The sequence below is a fragment of the Methylobacterium sp. E-066 genome (assembly GCF_022829635.1).
In the GTDB taxonomy this organism is placed as follows: domain Bacteria; phylum Pseudomonadota; class Alphaproteobacteria; order Rhizobiales; family Beijerinckiaceae; genus Methylobacterium.
On the sequence record NZ_JAKSYO010000171.1, the window covers coordinates 26,360 to 39,811 of the forward strand.

Below are 13,452 nucleotides of genomic sequence, written 5' to 3' on the forward strand. Positions count from 1 at the left end.
TCGAGACGCGCATGAGCACCGAGACGGTCGCGATCATCGATTACGGATCGGGCAACCTCCATTCCGCCGCCAAGGCGTTCGAGCGCGCCGCCCGGGAGAGCGGACGTGACACACGCATCTGCCTGACCTCCGACCCGGACGTGGTGGCCGCCGCCGACCGGCTCGTGCTGCCGGGCGTCGGCGCCTACGCGGATTGCCGGCGCGGGCTCGATGCCGTCCCCGGCATGGTCGAGGCGATGATCCAGGTCGCGCAGGTTGCCGGCCGGCCGTTCTTGGGCATCTGCGTCGGCATGCAGCTGCTCGCGAGCCGCGGGCTGGAATACGAGACGACGCCGGGTCTCGGCTGGATCCCGGGTGATGTCGCGCCGATCCAGCCGTCCGATCCGGCGCTCAAGATCCCCCATATGGGTTGGAACACTCTGCGGGTGGCCCGCGACCATGCGCTGCTCGCCGGCATTCCCACCGGTGCGGACGGCCTGCACGCCTATTTCGTGCACAGCTTCGCGCTCGCTGCGGAACGCCCGGAGGACTTGGTGGCGCAGGCCGAGTACGGTGGTTCGGTCACCGCGATGGTCGCCCGCGGCAACATCGCCGGCACGCAGTTCCACCCGGAAAAGAGCCAGCGCCTCGGCCTGGCGCTCATCGCGAACTTTTTGAACTGGCGCCCTTGAGCGCGGTTCGGCTTCGACGAGAAGGAAGACAGCACCCGTGATCCTGTACCCGGCGATCGACCTGAAGGAGGGACGCTGCGTCCGCCTCATCCAGGGGGACATGGCGCAGGCCAAGATCTTCGGCGACGATCCGGCCGCCCAGGCCGCGACCTTCGAGGATCAGGGTTTTCCGTGGCTGCATGTGGTCGATCTCGACGGCGCCTTCGCGGGCGCGCCGCGCAACGCCGCCGCGGTGGACGCGATCCTGGCCCGCGTGAAGATCCCGGTTCAGCTCGGCGGCGGCATCCGCGAGATGAAGACGCTGGAAGGCTGGCTCGCGAAGGGCGTCGCCCGGGTGATCATCGGCACCGCCGCCGTGCGCGATCCCGAATTCGTCCGGGAGGCGGCGCGCCTGCATCCGGGCAAGATCGCGGTGGGCATCGACGCCAAGGACGGCCGCGTCGCCGTCGAGGGCTGGGCGCAGACCTCCAGCATGACCGCCGAGGAACTCGGCCGCCGGTTCGAGGACGCGGGCGTCGCGGCGATCATCTACACCGACATCGCCCGCGACGGGATCCTGAAGGGCCTCAACGTCGAGATGACCCTGGCCCTGGCCCAGGCCGTACGGATCCCGGTAATCGCCTCGGGCGGCCTCGCCTCGATCGACGACGTGCACCGCCTGCTCCAGCCCGATTGCGCCCTCATCGCCGGCGCCATCACCGGGCGGGCACTCTACGACGGACGCATCGACCCGCAGGCGGCGCTCGCCGCGATCGCGCGGGCGCGCGGCCGGGCGGCGTGATAGGCTTACCCCGTCGGTGTAGGTCGACTTGGGAGGCTTCGATGACGACGTTGAAGACTCGGCTCGCCCCAGCCGGCACGGCCTACGAGGACGATTTTTACACCTGGACGCAAGAGCAGGGCGCTCGTTTGCGCGCTGGCGACCTTTCCGGCCTCGACCGCGAGAATCTGGCCGAGGAGATCGAGAGCTTGGGCAAGAGCCAGTTCGCGAGCCTGGTGAGCGCTCTGCGCGTGGTGCTGCTGCACATGCTCAAGATCGACCACCAGCCCGCGAAACGCACCCGCAGCTGGGCGATCTCGATCGCGTCCCATCGCGTCCATGCGGTCGATGAGTTGGACGAAAGCCCAGGACTGAAGGTTCGCTTGAGCGAAGCCATCGAGAAAGCCTACCGCCGCGCTCGGCTCGAGGCTGCAAAAGAGACCGGTCTGCCGCTGAAACGCTTCCCAGAGACCTGCCCCTACACGTATCAGGACATCATGGATCGGCCGTTCGCGATCGATCCCGAATCCTGATCGGACCGCCGAGGGCTCGTGCTCAAAACCCGCATCATCCCCTGCCTCGATGTGAAAGACGGCCGCGTCGTGAAGGGCGTCCGCTTCGAGGGGCTGCGCGATGCCGGTGACCCGGTGGAGGCGGCCAAGGTCTACGATGCGGCCGGGGCCGACGAGCTGTGCTTCCTCGACATCACCGCGAGCCGCGAGGCCCGGGGCACGCTGCTCGACATCGTCAGCCGCACCGCGGAGGCTTGCTTCATGCCGCTCACCGTCGGCGGTGGCGTCCGCACCGTCGAGGATGTCCGCGCCCTGCTGCTGGCCGGCGCCGACAAGGTCGCGGTTAACACCGCCGCTGTGAAGGACCCGGACCTCGTCGCCCGGGCGGCAGAAAAGTTCGGCGCGCAATGCATCGTGGTGGCGATCGACGCCAAGCGGGTCTCCGGCGCCGGTGAGCCGGCCCGCTGGGAAATCTTCACCCATGGCGGCCGCGACTCGACCGGGATCGATGCGGTCGCCTTCGCCCGCCTGGTCGCCGAGAAGGGCGCGGGCGAGTTGCTGGTGACCTCCATGGACAAGGACGGCACGCGTTCCGGCTACGACCTCGCGCTGACGCGGGCTATCAGTGACGCCGTGAGCGTGCCGGTGATCGCCTCGGGCGGGGTCGGCGGCCTCGACGACCTCGTGGCCGGCGTGGCCGAGGGCGGCGCCAGCGCCGTGCTGGCCGCCTCGATCTTCCATTTCGGGCAGGCGACCATCGCCGAGGCCAAGGCCCATATGGCAGCCGCCGGCCTGGCCATGCGTCTCGACGGCCCGGCCTCATCCGCGAGGACGCCCCTGTGAGCAGCACCCTTCTGACCAATGCGACCCTCCTCGACCCGGCGACGGGTCGCGAGACGCGCGGTGCCGTGCTGGTGCGAGACGGCCGCATCGCCGACATCGCCGAGGGGACCGCGCCCGGAGCCCCGGCGGAGGCGGCGCGGATTGATTGCCGCGGCCGAGTCCTGACCCCGGGGCTGATCGACATGCGCGCCTTCGTGGGCGAGCCCGGCGCCGAGCATCGCGAGACCCTGGCCTCGGCCAGCGCCGCGGCGGCGGCGGGCGGTGTGACGACGCTGGTCTGCATGCCCGACACCAACCCGGTGATCGACGGACCGGCGATCGTCGATTTCGTGCTCCGCCGTGCCCGGGATACCGCGAGCGTCCATGTCCTGCCCGCCGCCGCGATCACCAAGGGTCTGGCCGGCAAGGAGATGACCGAGTTCGGGCTGCTCAAGGAAGCCGGCGCGGTCGCGTTCACCGACGGGCTGCACGCGGTGGGCAACGCCCAGGTGATGCGCCGCGCCCTGACCTACGCCCGGGATTTCGACGCCCTGTTGATGCAACATGTCGAGGATGCCGACCTCGTCGCCGAGGGCGTGATGAACGAGGGCGAGCTCGCCTCGCGCCTCGGGCTGATGGGCATCCCCCGCGAGGCCGAGACCGTGATGCTGGAGCGCGACATCCGCCTCGTGCGGCTGACCGGCGCCCGCTACCACGCCGCGATGATCTCCTGCGCCGACTCAGTGGAGATCGTGCGCCGAGCCAAGCAGGACGGGTTGCCGGTGACCTGCGGCGTCTCAGTCAACAACCTCGTCCTGAACGAGAACGACATCGGCCATTACCGCACCTTCTGCCGGCTCTCGCCGCCGCTCCGCGACGAGGCCGACCGGCACGCGGTGGTGCAGGCTCTCAACGAGGGCGTGATCGACGTGGTCGTCTCCGACCACAACCCGCAGGATGTCGAGACCAAGCGCCTGCCCTTCGCGGAGGCGGCCGACGGGGCGCTGGGGATCGAGACCCTGCTCGGCGCGTCCCTGCGGCTGGTCCATACCGGCGACCTGGCGCTGAACAAGCTGATCGCGGCGCTCACCGTGAACCCGGCCCGGATCCTCGGGCGCGAGGCCGGCCGGCTGGCGGTCGGCGCACCGGCCGACCTCGTGCTGATCGACCCCGACCTGCCCTACGTGCTCGACAAGCGCCAGCTGAAATCCCGCTCCAAGAATTCGCCCTTCGACGAGGCGCGTCTCCAGGGCGCCGCAGTGCTGACGCTGGTCGACGGCCGGATCGTCCACGCCATCGACGATCTCGCGGCGGCGGCCTGATGCTCCCGGATCTCGCGACGCCGGCCGCCCTCGGCGGCCTCGCCCTCGGCTACGCCCTGGGTTCGATCCCGTTCGGGTTGATCCTAACGCGGTTTGCCGGACTCGGCGACGTGCGGGCGATCGGCTCGGGCAATATCGGCGCGACCAATGTGCTGCGCACCGGCCGGAAGGGCCTCGCCGCCGCGACCCTGCTGGGCGACGCCCTGAAGGGGACGGCGGCCGTGCTGATCGCCCGGCAGTTCCTCGGCGAGGGCCCGGCGCTGGCCGCCGGACTCGGCGCCTTCCTCGGGCACCTCTTCCCGGTCTGGCTCGGCTTCAAGGGCGGCAAGGGGGTAGCGACCTTCATCGGCGTGCTGCTCGCCTTCAGCCCGCCGGCTCTGGCGGCCTTCGCGGCGATCTGGCTCGGTCTCGCCTTCGCGCTGAAATATTCCTCGCTCGCTGCCCTGGCGGCCTCGGCAGCGACACCGCTGGTGCTGTGGGCGCTCGGCGCGCCGGCGCAAGCTGTGCTGTTCCTGCTGCTCGGCCTGCTGCTATGGTGGAAGCACGCTCCCAACATCCGGCGACTCGCGGCCGGCACCGAGGGGCGCATCGGCCAGAAGGGCTAGTAGCGCGCCCGATGGCGCGACGCTGGGGGGCGTCATGCAGCTCACCGATGCCCAGCGCCTCGACTGGTTGCGGTTGATCCGCACCGAAGGGATCGGCCCGCGCAGCTTCCGGACCCTGATCAACCGCTTCGGCGGCGCCGCTGCCGCCCTCGAAGCCCTGCCGGACCTGACCCGCCGCCAGGGCCGGCGCATCGAGCCGCCGAGCCGGGCTCAGGCCGAGGTTGAGGTCGCCGCCCTGGCGCGCCTCGGGGGATGCCTGCTCGCCACCGGCGAGGCGGATTATCCGCACCTGCTCCAGCGCACCGACGCGGCGCCACCGCTCATCGCCCTGCGGGGCGATCCAAAGATCCTGAACCGCCCGGCGGTCGCCCTGGTCGGGTCGCGCAACGCCTCGACCGCGGGGCTCGCCTTCACCGAGCGGCTGGCCCGGGGCCTCGGCGAGGCCGGGCTGGCCGTGGTCTCGGGCCTCGCCCGGGGGATCGACGCGCGGGCCCACAAGGCCAGCCTCAACACTGGTACCGTGGCGGTGATGGCCGGGGGCCAGGACCGGATCTATCCGGCCGCCCACGCTGCCCTGGTCGACGCGATCCTGGGGGAGGGCGGGGCGGTGCTGGCCGAGATGCCGATTGGCTGGGAGGCGCGGGGTCGCGATTTCCCCCGGCGCAACCGCATCATTTCCGGCTTGGCCTACGGCACGATCGTGGTCGAGGCGGCACGCCGCTCCGGTTCGCTGATCACGTCGCGCTACGCCCTGGAGCAGAACCGCGAGGTTTTCGCCGTCCCGGGCTCACCCCTGGATCCGCGGGCGGAGGGAACCAACGACCTGATCCGCCAGGGGGCCACGCTGGTCGCCGAGGTGCACCACGTCCTCGACGTGATCGGCCCGATCATCGAGCGCGGTCCCGATCCTGACGCCGCCCCCGCCCGGCAAAGGCCGGACCTCGCCGAGCAGGCGGATTTCTGGGACGAGATCGACCTGGAAGGGCGCGCAATCCTGCTCGATGGCTCGACCGGCCCGGATCTCCATGCCGATTCGCCAGCCTCTGAACCAAACGAACCGACCGACGAGCGCGAGAGGATCATCGCGCTGCTCGGGCCGAGCCCGGTCGGCACCGACGAACTCGCGCGCAGTGCCGGGGTCGGCGCCCGGGTGGTGCAGACCGTGCTGCTGGAGCTCGAGCTCGACGGCCGGATCGAACGGCACGGCAGCGGGGCGGTCTCGCTCCTCAGTCGCTGATCCTACGGGCGACACGGGTTCTTATCGTGGAGCCGGTCACTCCGGTATCGGCTGAAGACGCAGGTCGCCACTTCCGCTCGGGAGAGGGCCCGCGTCGAGTCTGAGAGAGCGACCGCGCCTCAACCCTGTATGGGCCATCGGTCGCCGATTGGATCCGCTTCGGTATCGGCGAGATTGCGCATCACGTCGAGGCAGCCCTGAAGGATGTAGGCGGCGGCAAGCTTGTCCACGAGCTGGCCCCGCCGCGCCCGGGACGCATCGGCCTCGATCAGCGCCCGGGTCACCACGGCGGTGGACAGACGCTCGTCGAAGAAGACGTGCGGGATGTCGATGATCGGCTTGAGATTACGCACGAAGGCGCGGGTCGACTGAACCCGGGGCCCCTCGCTGCCATCCATGTTCAGCGGCAGGCCGATCACCAGCCCGCCGACCGCGTGCTGCCGGCAGAGCGCGGCGAGGCGCTGCGCATCCGGGGTGAACTTCACCCGCCGGATCGTCTCGAGCGGCGACGCGATCTGGCGGCCGAGATCCGACAGGGCGAGCCCGATCGTCTTGGTGCCGAGATCGACCCCGATCAGGCGCGCGCCACCGCGCGATGTGGCCGCGAAGGTGCGGATCTCGTCGAAATTCATGGCTTGGCCCTACGCCAGCCCGGCGCCCCGCGCCAGCGTGGCCTCCACGATCCCCTCGAACCGGGCCGGGAGCGGCGTCGCGCCGGGTCCCAGGACCAGGGCGGCGGAGGGTCCCGTCACCCGGGTGAAGAAGTCGGTGAGGTTCTCGCCGCCGAAGCGCACGGTCTCCAGGTCGGGTGCGAGCAGCCAGATATCGTATTCCTCCCCTGTCCCGGTGACATCCCAGAACAGGAAGCTGCCGTCCTCGCCTGCGCCGAAGAAGCAGGCACGCTCGATCACCGCCGGGTCACCGTCCTCTACGTCGAAGCGGTGCGGCTCGCCGCCATCCTCCAGCATCGCCACGGCGTTGCCGACGCTGATGGCGATCACCCCGGCCTGCGTAGCGAGATCGCTGGCCTCGAACGGCGCCGGCACGGCGATCCGGAACTGCTCGGCCGCCAAGCCGATGCCGCAGGCCTCGCAGAAGCTGCGGTAGGAGGCGGGCAGGGGGAAGCCCAGCTCCGCGGCGGCGCGGTCGAGATCCGCCAGTTGCGCCAAAAAACCCGCCGACAGGCTCGTGAACACCTGCTCCCACATCGAACCCACTCCACCGTCCACAGCCTTAACCCTATCCGCAGATCGACACGGATGCGCCCGCAGCCGTTCGCGATTAGGGAGGTTAAGACTTCGTTAATCCACGGTTCGGGTATCGCCATGTCGACGATCGGCCAGCCCAGCGCTCCGACCCCGCCTCGCCGCAAGCAGACGATGAGCCGCAAGCAGTGCTGGATGCTGCTTCTGGCCTTCGAGGTCCTGGTCTTCGGCGTCTCGCAATCGGTCTTCAGCCCCGTTCGTCAGGCCGGGATCACCATCGAGATGTCGGTCACGCCGAACCACGTGGTGACCTGATCCCGCCTGATCTGACTGGAACTCGTCTCACAGCGCCCCCACGCGAACCACGGCCCGCGTTGCGGCGCGTCGAAGCGCAGTGCTATAGCCCGGCCCGGCGCCGGGGATGCCTCCCGGGCAGGGACGAACGGGACGGCATGTCGGTCGACGAGAAGACGGTTCGGCGCATCGCGCATCTGGCGCGGATCGCGGTCACCGACGACGAGGTCGGTCCGCTGCAGGGTGAGCTGAACGCCATCCTGGCCTTCGTCGAACAGCTCGGCGCGGTGGACGTGTCCGGCGTCGAGCCGATGACCTCGGTCACCCCGATGGCGATGAAGAAGCGCGAGGACGTGGTCACCGAGGGCGGCCGCGCCGCCGACGTGGTCGCCAACGCCCCCGAGACCGAAGACAATTACTTCCTGGTTCCGAAGGTCGTCGAGTAGGCTGCTTCCGGCCTTCGACGAAGCATAAATTCTGGCGGGCATGCGCGCGGCGGCGCGCGCGAGGACGTGAACAGCGTGGATCCGAACGAACTCACCCTGGCCGAGGCGCGCGACGCCCTCAAGGCGAAGCGGATCTCGGCCCGCGAGCTGACCCAGGCGCATCTCGACGCGATGGCCAAGGCCCGCGTGCTGAACGCCTTCATCCGCGAGACGCCCGACCACGCCCTCAAGATGGCGGACGAAGCGGACCAGAAAATCGCCGCCGGCGCGGCGCGTCCGCTGGAAGGCATCCCGCTCGGGATCAAGGACCTGTTCTGCACCGAGGGCGTCACCACCACCGCCGGCTCCAAGATCCTCGAGACCTTTGTGCCGCATTACGAATCCGCAGTCTCGGCCAATCTGTGGCGGGACGGCGCGGTGATGCTGGGCAAGCTGAACCTCGACGAGTTCGCCATGGGCTCGTCCAACGAGACCAGCGCTTACGGCAACGTGGTCTCGCCCTGGCGCCGGAAGGGCTCCGACGCGCAGCTGGTGCCGGGCGGCTCCTCCGGCGGCTCGGCCGCGGCGGTCGCGGCGCGGCTGTGCCTGGGCGCCACCGCCACCGATACCGGCGGCTCGATCCGCCAGCCGGCCGCCTTCACCGGCACGGTGGGGATCAAGCCGACCTACGGCCGCTGCTCGCGCTGGGGCACGGTGGCCTTCGCCTCCTCCCTGGACCAGGCCGGCCCGATCGCCCGCACGGTGCGCGACTGCGCGATTCTTTTGGGATCGATGGCCGGACCGGATGCCCGGGACACCACCTGCGTCGACCTCCCGGTGCCGGATTTCGAGGCCGCGGTTAGCCGCGGCGTGAAGGGCCTGACCATCGGCATCCCGAAGGAGTACCGGGTCGACGGCATGCCGGCCGAGATCCAGAAGCTCTGGGATGACGGCGCGGCCTGGCTGAAGGATGCCGGCGCGACGATCAAGGAAATCTCGCTGCCGCACACCTCCTCGGCGCTGCCGGCCTATTACATCGTGGCTCCGGCCGAGGCGTCCTCGAACCTCGCCCGCTACGACGGCGTCCGCTACGGCCTGCGCGTGCCCGGCAAGGACATCGCCGGGATGTACGAGAACACCCGCGCCGCCGGCTTCGGCCGCGAGGTCAAGCGCCGGATCATGATCGGCACCTACGTGCTCTCGGCGGGCTACTACGACGCCTATTACGTGCGCGCCCAAAAGATCCGCACGCTGATCAAGCGCGACTTCGAGGAGGCCTACGCGGCCGGCGTCGACGCGATCCTGACCCCGGCGACGCCGTCCTCGGCCTTCGGCATCGGCGAGAAGGCCTCGGCCGACCCGGTGGAGATGTATCTCAACGACGTGTTCACCGTAACGGTGAACATGGCCGGCCTGCCGGGCATCGCGGTCCCGGCCGGGATCGACGGCCAGGGCCTGCCGCTCGGCCTCCAACTGATCGGCCGTCCGTTCGACGAGGAGACGCTGTTCGCGGTCGCCCAGGTGATCGAGGAGGCCGCCGGCCGGACCGTTCTGCCCGAGCCCTGGTGGGCATGACCGTCCCCTTCTATCCCTGGACGGTCTGGATCTGGGCCGCGTTCGATCCGGCGCTGATCGTGGTGGCGGTCTATCTCGGCTGGACCGCCAGCCAGTTCGGCAAGGTGTTCATCGCGGCGATCGCGGCGCTCGGCTTCTCGGTGCTGTTCTCCTGGGCGGTGAGCGCGGCCGGGATCCCCTGGCCGGCCCCGATCACCCATGACGGGCCGACCTTCTTCCCGGTGCGGGCCGTCGCCGCCCTGCTCTGGGCGGTGGTCGGCTACGGCGCCCGCCGAGCGATCGCCCGCCGCGCTTGATTCTTGGCGCGCGCGACCCGTAAGTGTTTTTCAAGAGTAGGAAAGCGGCACCCGTCGCGATCCCACCCGCGACCTCATCCTGAGGTGACCGCGCAAGCGGGCCTCGAAGGAGCCCTCCAGGCTCCGCGCGATCCCTGGAGCCCTCCTTCGAGGCTGCTGCGCAGCACCTCAGGATGAGGTTGTGGATCGGATCGTGCGGAGACCGCATCACATCCCGGCCCGGACGACCATGAACGCACCTGTCGACCCCAAAAAACTGATCAAGGGCGGCCTGCACGACTGGGAGGTCGTCGTCGGCATGGAGGTCCATGCCCAGGTCTCCAGCCGCGCCAAGCTGTTCTCCGGCGCCTCGACCGAATTCGGGGCTGAGCCGAACGACCACGTCTCGCTGGTCGATGCTGCGATGCCCGGCATGCTGCCGGTGATCAACGCCGAATGCATCGCCCAGGCGGTGCGCACCGGGCTCGGCCTGAAGGCCCAGATCAACCGGCGCTCGGTGTTCGACCGGAAGAATTACTTCTACCCGGACCTGCCGCAGGGCTACCAGATCTCGCAATACAAGGACCCGATCGTCGGCGAGGGCGAGGTGCTGGTCGACATGCTCGACGGCACGTCGATCACGGTCGGCATCGAGCGCCTGCACCTGGAGCAGGATGCCGGCAAGTCGCTGCACGACCAGGATCCGACCAAAAGCTTCGTCGACCTCAACCGCTCGGGCGTGGCGCTGATGGAGATCGTCTCCCGGCCGGACCTGCGCTCGTCGGAGGAGGCCAAGGCCTACGTGACCAAGCTGCGCACGATCCTGCGCTATCTCGGCACCTGCGACGGCGACATGGAGAAGGGGTCGCTGCGCGCCGACGTGAACGTCTCGGTGCGCCGCCCCGGCGAGCCGCTCGGCACGCGCTGCGAGATCAAGAACGTCAACTCGATCCGCTTCATCGGTCAGGCGATCGAGACCGAGGCCCGCCGCCAGATCGCGATCCTGGAGGATGGCGGCAAGATCGACCAGGAGACGCGCCTGTTCGACCCGGGCAAGGGCGAGACCCGCTCGATGCGCTCCAAGGAAGAAGCGCACGATTACCGCTACTTCCCCGATCCCGACCTGCTGCCGCTCGAATTCGACCAGGCCTATGTCGACGCCCTGGCCGCCGGCCTGCCGGAACTGCCGGACGCCAAGAAGGCGCGGTTCGTGAAGGATTACGGCCTCTCGCCCTACGATGCCGGCGTGCTGGTGGCCGAGCGCGCTTCGGCTGACTACTACGAGGCGGTGGCCAAGGGCCGCGACGGCAAGGCCGCGGCCAACTGGGTCATCAACGAGCTGTTCGGCCGGCTCAACAAGGAGGGCCTCTCGATCGAATCGACGCCGGTCTCCGCCGACCAGCTCGGGGCGATCGTCGACCTGATCGGCGAGGGCGTGATCTCCGGCAAGATCGCCAAGGACCTGTTCGAGATCGTCTGGACCGAGGGAGGCGATCCGCGCGCCGTCGTCGAGAGCCGCGGCATGAAGCAGGTGACCGATACCGGCGCCATCGAGGCCGCCATCGATCAGATCATCGCGGCCAATCCCGACAAGGTCGCCCAGGCTAAGGAGAAGCCGACCCTGCTCGGCTGGTTCGTCGGCCAGACCATGAAGGCGACGGGCGGCAAGGCCAACCCGGCGGCGGTCAACGCGCTGCTCAAGGAGAAGCTCGGGATCGCCTGAGCTCCGCCCGGATCACGAGACTGGTTTATCCCGCCGCGGCTATGCCGGGCGGGTGATGGTCGATCAGATCGTGAAAGAAGAAACCGCGGCGGAAGCGGCGCAAAGCGGGGCTTTTCGCGCATTCGAAGACGGGCCGTGTCTTGGCCGCTTCTGCGCCCCTGGGGTCGCTTCCGTCTGGCTGTTCGTTTGGTGCCGCTGGGTTTCGGGCCGAACCTGTCCCAAAAACGTCTAAGCGGCGTCACGCTGCGGTGGAGTCATGCCTGTCTCCTCCAGCTTCGGATGACCGATCAAGACCAGCACATCCCTCGATGCGCCGAGTGTTGATCCAGTCCGTGTCCGCTGTTGCTGAACACATCCGAAGACTGCGCCGGCTTCGGAGTCGCGTCAACACGGAATTTCCGGCTACGCTGCCTTTTCTCTGACCTCGCCCCACAACACTGCAGCGCGGCGTCGCTGGATCAAACACTTATGGTGGCACGCACGGCATCGCAAAAAAGTGTGTCGTGCCCGTCCGGATCGGCCGCGCTCTACTTGCCGGCACCCATGTTGTTCTCGACCAGAAACCGGATGCCGCGCGCGAAGGACTCGTCCGTGTCGCCGCGCAGGTCGACGCTGTAGGCCTTTTCCGGGACGTTGCCGGAGAGCTGTTTGACGTAGACGTTGAGGTTCAGGATGAGGTTGGACACCTTCTGGACTTCGCCGGTGATCGCCACGTCGGCGCCGAGCTTGCGGGCGAAGCCGTCGGCGCAGCCGTTGCAGCGGCGCAGGTCCGCGCTCTTGGCGACCTCGTCCTTCACCGGATCGGTCGGCACGATCACGAACAGGCCCTTCGTCTGGAGAAGGTCGCGCAACTGAGCGCTGGTGCGATCGAGCCGCGCCCGGTCGGCTTCATCGCTCGGCACCGGCGAGAGGTTGGAGAACTGGAAATCGAACACCGCGGCCTTCTCGGGAGCAGCCAGGGCCGGGCCGGCCGCCAACAACAGGGCGGCCGCGCAGAGTGCGATCCGGAACATGGGCGTCTCCTCAGACGGCAAGATGCGGTATCGTTCCCCTCGCACCGAGTCGCAGGATCTGGGGAAGCCAGGACAGATGCCCGACCTACACAACCTGCTCGCCTTCGCGGCCGTTGCGGTCGGCATGGTCCTGACCCCGGGGCCGAACATGGCCTACACACTCTCGCGTTCGATCTGCCAGGGACGGACGGCCGGATTCATTTCGCTCGGCGGCGTCGCGCTTGGATTCGTCGTCTACATGCTGTGCGCGGCATTCGGTATTACGGCCCTCCTCCTGGCGGTGCCTTATGCCTACGACGCCGTTCGCATCGCGGGTGCGCTCTATCTGCTGTGGCTCGCCGTACAAGCCGTTCGGCCCGGCGGCCGCTCGCCATTCCGCGTCAAGGATCTGCCGCCGAGCAGCCCGGCCAAGCTGTTCATCATGGGATTGTTGACCAACCTGCTCAATCCCAAGATCGCGATCATGTATCTTTCGCTGCTGCCGCAATTCATCGATCCGGCCAACGGCGGCGTTCTGAGCCAGGCGCTCATCCTTGGCACGACGCAGATCATCATCAGCCTGATGATCAACACGCTGTTCATCATTTCAGCGAGTTCGATCGCTCGGTTCTTCACGTACCGCCCCTCGTTCGCGGTCGTGCAGCGCTGGGTGATGGGAACGGTGTTCGCGGCGCTCGCCGTCAGGATGGCAACCGAGTCGCAGCGCTGAGTCACGAACGATGGTGGATGGGAGGTGCTCTTGGTCTTGATCGACGCCCGCCCAACCCAACCCCCCTCATCCTGAGGCGACGGAGCGCAGCGAAGGCCTCGAAGGAGCCCTCCAGGGATCGCGCGGCTGGCTGGAGGGCTCCTTCGAGGCTCGCTTCGCTCACACCTTGTATTAGCGAATCATGTCAGATTGCCCCTGTCCCGCGAGGGATGCCGGCTCTGGGGTGGCCACCCCAGAGCCGGCGGCGACTGTCGGATCGTTGGCACCTGAGCCTGTGGCCTGCGCCGCGGGCTGGTCCTGAGCA

16 protein-coding genes are annotated in these 13,452 nt (G+C 68.8%); 13 read left to right on the forward strand and 3 right to left on the reverse strand.

Annotation, left to right across the window (positions count from 1 at the left end):
* The first annotated feature begins 11 nt into the window (after window positions 1-11).
* The 7 genes from hisH to dprA are packed head-to-tail and all read left to right on the forward strand — an operon-like array spanning window position 12 to window position 5,929.
* Entirely contained in the window at window positions 12-671 is a 660-nt protein-coding gene (gene hisH / locus MKL20_RS23600; RefSeq protein ID WP_244038703.1) for an imidazole glycerol phosphate synthase subunit HisH, read from the forward strand.
* A gap of 37 nt (window positions 672-708) precedes the next feature.
* Window positions 709-1,452 (forward strand): 1-(5-phosphoribosyl)-5-[(5-phosphoribosylamino)methylideneamino]imidazole-4-carboxamide isomerase, encoded by a 744-nt coding sequence (gene hisA / locus MKL20_RS23605; RefSeq protein WP_244038704.1) that lies wholly within the window; start codon window positions 709-711, stop codon window positions 1,450-1,452.
* Between the two features lie 41 nt (window positions 1,453-1,493).
* The gene (locus MKL20_RS23610) at window positions 1,494-1,964 is read left to right on the forward strand and encodes a DUF29 domain-containing protein (RefSeq protein ID WP_244038705.1); all 471 of its coding nucleotides are present in this window, start codon (window positions 1,494-1,496) and stop codon (window positions 1,962-1,964) included.
* A gap of 18 nt (window positions 1,965-1,982) precedes the next feature.
* On the forward strand, window positions 1,983-2,786 hold the full coding sequence (gene hisF, locus MKL20_RS23615) for an imidazole glycerol phosphate synthase subunit HisF (protein ID WP_244038706.1): 804 nt from the start codon (window positions 1,983-1,985) through the stop codon (window positions 2,784-2,786).
* Window positions 2,783-4,087, forward strand: coding sequence for a dihydroorotase (locus tag MKL20_RS23620; protein ID WP_244038707.1), 1,305 nt, complete (start codon window positions 2,783-2,785; stop codon window positions 4,085-4,087). Before hisF ends, MKL20_RS23620 begins: the two co-directional genes overlap by 4 nt.
* A complete protein-coding gene (gene plsY, locus MKL20_RS23625) occupies window positions 4,087-4,692 on the forward strand; it encodes a glycerol-3-phosphate 1-O-acyltransferase PlsY (RefSeq protein WP_244038708.1) in 606 nt (201 codons plus the stop codon). The genes MKL20_RS23620 and plsY overlap by 1 nt, the downstream gene beginning before the upstream one ends.
* A gap of 34 nt (window positions 4,693-4,726) precedes the next feature.
* The gene (gene dprA, locus MKL20_RS23630) at window positions 4,727-5,929 is read left to right on the forward strand and encodes a DNA-processing protein DprA (RefSeq protein ID WP_244038709.1); all 1,203 of its coding nucleotides are present in this window, start codon (window positions 4,727-4,729) and stop codon (window positions 5,927-5,929) included.
* A gap of 119 nt (window positions 5,930-6,048) precedes the next feature.
* On the opposite strand, the gene ruvX is transcribed toward dprA, so the two are convergent.
* Window positions 6,049-6,561 (reverse strand): Holliday junction resolvase RuvX, encoded by a 513-nt coding sequence (gene ruvX / locus MKL20_RS23635; RefSeq protein WP_244038710.1) that lies wholly within the window; start codon window positions 6,559-6,561, stop codon window positions 6,049-6,051.
* 9 nt (window positions 6,562-6,570) lie between these two features.
* Window positions 6,571-7,137: an SMI1/KNR4 family protein gene (locus MKL20_RS23640; protein ID WP_244038711.1), complete on the reverse strand. Its 567-nt coding sequence runs from the start codon at window positions 7,135-7,137 to the stop codon at window positions 6,571-6,573.
* Window positions 7,138-7,308: 171 nt separating this feature from the next.
* On the opposite strand from MKL20_RS23640, the gene MKL20_RS23645 reads away from it, so the two are divergent.
* From MKL20_RS23645 to gatB, 5 genes are all read left to right on the forward strand, one after another.
* Window positions 7,309-7,449 carry a hypothetical protein gene (locus tag MKL20_RS23645; RefSeq protein ID WP_244038712.1) on the forward strand — a complete coding sequence of 47 codons (141 nt, stop codon included), beginning with the start codon at window positions 7,309-7,311 and terminating at the stop codon, window positions 7,447-7,449.
* 137 nt (window positions 7,450-7,586) lie between these two features.
* On the forward strand, window positions 7,587-7,874 hold the full coding sequence (gene gatC, locus MKL20_RS23650; RefSeq protein WP_007564343.1) for an Asp-tRNA(Asn)/Glu-tRNA(Gln) amidotransferase subunit GatC: 288 nt from the start codon (window positions 7,587-7,589) through the stop codon (window positions 7,872-7,874).
* Between the two features lie 75 nt (window positions 7,875-7,949).
* Window positions 7,950-9,428, forward strand: coding sequence for an Asp-tRNA(Asn)/Glu-tRNA(Gln) amidotransferase subunit GatA (gene gatA, locus MKL20_RS23655; RefSeq protein ID WP_244038713.1), 1,479 nt, complete (start codon window positions 7,950-7,952; stop codon window positions 9,426-9,428).
* Complete coding sequence (locus tag MKL20_RS23660; RefSeq protein WP_244038714.1) at window positions 9,425-9,724, forward strand: hypothetical protein; 300 nt, start codon at window positions 9,425-9,427, stop codon at window positions 9,722-9,724. The genes gatA and MKL20_RS23660 overlap by 4 nt, the downstream gene beginning before the upstream one ends.
* A 229-nt stretch (window positions 9,725-9,953) precedes the next feature.
* Window positions 9,954-11,426 (forward strand): Asp-tRNA(Asn)/Glu-tRNA(Gln) amidotransferase subunit GatB, encoded by a 1,473-nt coding sequence (gene gatB, locus MKL20_RS23665; protein ID WP_244038715.1) that lies wholly within the window; start codon window positions 9,954-9,956, stop codon window positions 11,424-11,426.
* A gap of 527 nt (window positions 11,427-11,953) precedes the next feature.
* On the opposite strand, the gene MKL20_RS23670 is transcribed toward gatB, so the two are convergent.
* A complete protein-coding gene (locus MKL20_RS23670; RefSeq protein ID WP_244038716.1) occupies window positions 11,954-12,439 on the reverse strand; it encodes a DUF3280 domain-containing protein in 486 nt (161 codons plus the stop codon).
* Between the two features lie 76 nt (window positions 12,440-12,515).
* Between MKL20_RS23670 and MKL20_RS23675 the strand changes: the two genes are divergently transcribed.
* Window positions 12,516-13,148, forward strand: a complete 633-nt coding sequence (locus MKL20_RS23675) for a LysE family translocator (protein WP_244038717.1) — start codon at window positions 12,516-12,518, stop codon at window positions 13,146-13,148.
* The last annotated feature ends 304 nt before the right edge of the window (window positions 13,149-13,452 follow it).

Excerpts from the sequence above, each read along its gene's own strand:
- hisH (WP_244038703.1), top strand. The coding sequence starts at position 12 with ATGAGCACCGAGACGGTCGCGATCATCGATTACGGATCGGGCAACCTC.
- MKL20_RS23610 (WP_244038705.1), top strand. The coding sequence starts at position 1,494 with ATGACGACGTTGAAGACTCGGCTCGCCCCAGCCGGCACGGCCTACGAG.
- plsY (WP_244038708.1), top strand. The coding sequence starts at position 4,087 with ATGCTCCCGGATCTCGCGACGCCGGCCGCCCTCGGCGGCCTCGCCCTC.
- dprA (WP_244038709.1), top strand. The coding sequence starts at position 4,727 with ATGCAGCTCACCGATGCCCAGCGCCTCGACTGGTTGCGGTTGATCCGC.
- ruvX (WP_244038710.1), bottom strand. The coding sequence starts at position 6,561 with ATGAATTTCGACGAGATCCGCACCTTCGCGGCCACATCGCGCGGTGGC.
- MKL20_RS23640 (WP_244038711.1), bottom strand. The coding sequence starts at position 7,137 with ATGTGGGAGCAGGTGTTCACGAGCCTGTCGGCGGGTTTTTTGGCGCAA.
- MKL20_RS23645 (WP_244038712.1), top strand. The coding sequence starts at position 7,309 with ATGAGCCGCAAGCAGTGCTGGATGCTGCTTCTGGCCTTCGAGGTCCTG.
- gatC (WP_007564343.1), top strand. The coding sequence starts at position 7,587 with ATGTCGGTCGACGAGAAGACGGTTCGGCGCATCGCGCATCTGGCGCGG.
- MKL20_RS23660 (WP_244038714.1), top strand. The coding sequence starts at position 9,425 with ATGACCGTCCCCTTCTATCCCTGGACGGTCTGGATCTGGGCCGCGTTC.
- gatB (WP_244038715.1), top strand. The coding sequence starts at position 9,954 with ATGAACGCACCTGTCGACCCCAAAAAACTGATCAAGGGCGGCCTGCAC.
- MKL20_RS23670 (WP_244038716.1), bottom strand. The coding sequence starts at position 12,439 with ATGTTCCGGATCGCACTCTGCGCGGCCGCCCTGTTGTTGGCGGCCGGC.
- MKL20_RS23675 (WP_244038717.1), top strand. The coding sequence starts at position 12,516 with ATGCCCGACCTACACAACCTGCTCGCCTTCGCGGCCGTTGCGGTCGGC.